The sequence below is a fragment of the Thiolapillus sp. genome (assembly GCF_048562965.1).
GTDB lineage: Bacteria > Pseudomonadota > Gammaproteobacteria > Chromatiales > Chromatiaceae > Thiolapillus > Thiolapillus brandeum_A.
This window is the reverse complement of the sequence record NZ_JBHNMF010000314.1, coordinates 1-3,917: the sequence shown is the minus strand read 5'-3', so window position 1 is coordinate 3,917 and position 3,917 is coordinate 1. Positions and strand designations below refer to the sequence as shown.

The 3,917-nt window shown below is 52.1% G+C and carries 4 protein-coding genes and 1 pseudogene; 3 read left to right on the top strand and 2 right to left on the bottom strand.

From position 1 onward, the window contains the following. A pseudogene (locus tag ACOCD2_RS13920) lies at positions 1–122 on the top strand (IS481 family transposase); the annotation flags it as partial. Here the strand turns inward: ACOCD2_RS13920 and ACOCD2_RS13915 are convergent. Together ACOCD2_RS13915 and ACOCD2_RS13910 are read right to left on the bottom strand one after the other, a co-directional pair. Continuing rightward, positions 95–1,126: a DNA methyltransferase gene (locus tag ACOCD2_RS13915; protein WP_419601266.1), complete on the bottom strand. Its 1,032-nt coding sequence runs from the start codon at positions 1,124–1,126 to the stop codon at positions 95–97. The pseudogene ACOCD2_RS13920 and the gene ACOCD2_RS13915 overlap by 28 nt on opposite strands. Then, on the bottom strand, positions 1,126–2,613 hold the full coding sequence (locus ACOCD2_RS13910; RefSeq protein WP_419625744.1) for a DUF1998 domain-containing protein: 1,488 nt from the start codon (positions 2,611–2,613) through the stop codon (positions 1,126–1,128). The genes ACOCD2_RS13915 and ACOCD2_RS13910 overlap by 1 nt, the downstream gene beginning before the upstream one ends. Here ACOCD2_RS13910 and ACOCD2_RS13905 point away from each other — a divergent pair. After that, positions 2,578–2,871: a hypothetical protein gene (locus tag ACOCD2_RS13905; RefSeq protein ID WP_419625743.1), complete on the top strand. Its 294-nt coding sequence runs from the start codon at positions 2,578–2,580 to the stop codon at positions 2,869–2,871. The two genes, ACOCD2_RS13910 and ACOCD2_RS13905, sit on opposite strands and share 36 nt — an antisense overlap. Positions 2,872–2,904: 33 nt before the next feature. Further along, complete coding sequence (locus ACOCD2_RS13900) at positions 2,905–3,261, top strand: hypothetical protein (RefSeq protein ID WP_419625742.1); 357 nt, start codon at positions 2,905–2,907, stop codon at positions 3,259–3,261. Positions 3,262–3,917: the final 656 nt, after the last annotated feature.

Sequence of the window (3,917 nt, the reverse complement as noted above, 5' to 3'; positions counted from 1 at the left end):
ACCATGTCCCGCAGAAAAACATCGGGCACATCACGCCCATTCAGGCGCTTAAGGATTGGCACAAAAAACAACCGGAATTATTCAAAAAGAAAATCTATGATCTATCGGGACTTGACAGATAAGGATTGAATGATTCTCCATGCTTATATGTGCTATCAAATGACTTAGTATCTTCCTTCATATAGTAAGGTTGTCTATATTTAATGGCTTTGGCATCTTTCGCATACCAAATGATAAAATCGCTAACAGAACTTAAAACGTCAGTACCTGCTGACGGGCTGCTAGTTCCGCTACTTTTCACAAAGGTAACTTGACTAACAAAATTCTCATCCCCAAACACCTCATCCATTAACGCTCGAACCCGATGCACATTCTCATCCCCAATCTGCACAAAGATCGAACCTGAATCGGTCAACAAATCCCGGCACACCGTCAGCCGATCACGCAGATAGGTCAGATAGGATTGAATGCCGTCCCGCCAGGTATCCCGAAATGCCTTGACCTGCTCCGGCTCGCGGGTGATGTGATCCACCTTGCCGTCTTTCACATCCCGGCTGGTGGTGGACCACTGAAAATTGGAATTAAACTTGATGCCATAAGGCGGGTCGAGATAGATACACTGCACCTTGCCGCGCAGCCCTTCCCGCTCGGCCAGTGACGCCATCACTTGCAGGCTGTCGCCAAGGATCATGCGGTTGGTCCAGTTGGCGTCGTGCTGGTAAAACTCGGTTTTAGCGCCCTCGTCCGGCACGCCATTGAAATCGGCAAACAAGTCCACCTGCGGATCTGCCGCTACTTCATCCGCTTCGGTACGGCGCAACAGGTCGTCGATCAATACCTTGGGATGCACCTTTTCCTGGATATACAGCGGTGGCGCATGCACCACCAGATCGGACCAGTCCTGCTCATCCTTACCACGCCAGACCAGTTGCGGATCGAGATCCCGGTTGCGGTTGGCCTTTTCCTCCTCCAGGCCCTGCGCACCCCGGGCGTAACTGACCTTTTTGGGTTGCTGCTCTTCTTTGCGCATCACCGACTGGTATTCGGCAGTAGGAATATTCCGACGCCTAGCCTCTTCGTGGGTGAGGGTTTCGATGCGTTTTTTCTGTTTGGGTTTTCTTGCCATCAGCTCATGACCCTCACGAAAAGTTGGGTGTTTGTTTCACTGCCTTCCAGGGGGACACTGGCCTTCAATAGCGCCTTGGCCTGTTTAATGCTGTCCGGCTGAGAGAAATCGAAAAGCCTGCTACGGTATTCGGAACGGCGGGCAACCCGCCAGTAGGATACGCCTTGATCGAAACGAACACGTAAGCGCTTGCCGGAAGCAAATTTAATCTCCAGCAGCCGTCCGTGGGCGGCTTCTCTTTGTTCCTTCAATGTCATATCTGTCTGCATGCTGATCTCATGGAATAGACGCTCTATAACTTCTGCGCGGGTTTCATTATGGTCCCAATCCGACCACAGGAATTTCTGGGGAGGCCCGCCATAACTGTATTTGGCGCGGCACTCCAGGGTATCCAGACTTAATCGTGTGGCAGACCAGCGATCCTCGCCAATCTGTTCCCTTAAAACACGGACAATTTCAAACAGGATTCTCACGGACAGAGGGGAAAAGAGGTAACGATCCTGATAACGAATAGCCGTGACTGTATCGGTTGACTGAAGCAGTGATTGGGTTGGCGGATGCTCACTCATCAAGTATTTCCAGAACCGGTTGCCAAAGGTTTTCAGGCTGCCATCAAGTTGATGGCTGATCTCGATTTCACGATCTCCCTGGGCAATGGGCGCAGGGCGAATTTGATGGGCCTCCAGGCGCTTCCAATCATCAGGGGTTGCCTCTGCTTCAGTGCTGCTCACCAATATGGCTTCCACTTGTCCCCATGTGCTGCCGAAAATCAGGCTTTGTTCAGAATCCGATGCCCAGCGCAGGGTATGGCTGCCAATAGCTTCCGCTAGCAACCAGCCTGCACCACAACGCTTAGGCTTTTCTATGATTCCAATGGTGATCTGTGGTGCTTCGGCAAGACTCGCCAGCAGATAGCGGTCTGTTTCATCAAGACTGTCCATCAAACCTGAGGGCAGCAGGATGGCGACATCAATACCTCGGGACGCCATCTGGTAGGCGAGCTTTCTCAAGGGTGAGATACCAATATCCCATTGCTTTGGATCATCCCCAGCATACAGGCGCAGTTGTGACACGGCGTTACCACTGACCGATTGCCAGATGGCTTCCATCAATGGCATGAATACCGGGCAGGAACCTTTGCCAAAAAAGGCATACTCATCCGGCAGTCTGAACCCATCTACCCACTGCTGAGTGAGCACTTTCAAGGCACTGTGTCGATCCATATTCTCGGCAGCAAAACGCTGATCAAAATCCAGTACACAATGGGGACAGACGCTGTCGCAGTTGGCGGGACAGAGCAGATGCTCCCTGGCCCGGCGGAACAGTTGATCGAGATATCGAGAAACACTGGATGAATAGCCTGCCGCATTCCGATCAAAGACAAGAATGGACTGACAGAGCGCGCCTTCTTCGGTCTTGACCGGCTTGACCGCACAAGCCAACTCAGTACCTTGAACACCGATGAGTTCTGCCAGGGCATCACGCAAGGCAACAGCCAGGGTGGTGGCAGCCACTTCATCATTGAGCCAGACCCCTTCTTCCGTTTTCAACTGGAACTCGCAGATATCGGTCCAGGCTTCATGCCCCAGGTTGATACCCTGTTTGATCTTCCAGGGATCGTCACTGCCAGGACAAAATGGCGCATCATCTCTACTGCGACGGAGCTTTCGATGGGGTTCTTTAAACTTACTGGGCAGATTGTCATCGTATGGCATGGGTTCTGCCCGGCCACACTCCAGACATAGGGCATACCCATTACCATTGATGCCCCGTGACTGATGGAAGATATGCCCCTTGGTGGTCATCTGGAACCGACCAAGATCAGGATTCGGCAGCGTAGCCCAGTTACTTTCCAGAGCTATCCAGGGCTGTTCTACCGGGATGAAATTTTGCTTATCGATATCATTATTGGGCGGCTCGTAGAAATCTACCGCAAAACCGGCCGGTTCGATAAACTGCCGGATGAAATTGGTACTGATATCGGAACCACAGGAAGGACAATGGGTGGCCGCCTGCAACTGATGGGTTGTTCCGCTGTCACCACAGTGGTTGCACCGCCAGGCAAACTTGATGTTTTGCACTTCCTTGATGTCTTCCTGATCCGCAGGGACATGCCAGTTGAGGGTCAACCCTGAAGAACGGTAAACCAGTCCATCCATCACGACCAGGGAACCCGGCGCATATTCACGCAGGGCCGTTTCAAGATCCCGACTGGGCATTTCGCGAAAACGACTGCGATTGTCTTCCCTGCCCCGTTCTTTTGCATTCTTGTCGCGTATAAATTGCTCGACTGTGTAATTATCGAAGGGCGTAATGTGACTGGGAAAACCGTATGCCGGCAGGAATCCGCGATTGGCCAGCTCACGCAGCAGGTACTCGCCTTCAAGACGCGCTATATGGAAATTAACGGCTCGCCCAGCCGGTGAATTTTCGCCTGCTTCCCTTATGATCTGCTCACTTTCTTGCTGAAGATTGCCCCATTCGGTACGCCAGGACTGGGCAAGGGACTCCATTTCCCCTGCAGCACTGCTCAACAGACTTTCCCTGCCGGCACGTTCATACAGGGTATGCCGTAGCAAGGTGTCGAGTCCTTTGCCAAGCTGATCCGGGCAACTCGTCGTCAACCTACGGCACCAGGAGGCAAACAAATCGGACAAGGCTTTTTCTTCACCCAGGGTAACTACTCACCCCTAAGATGAGTACAAGCCTGCCTCCATGGATCTACAATCGCTTTTTCATGTCTGTAGAGGCTTGACATCATAGTACGCCGAGTCTATGCTATTGACCCAAC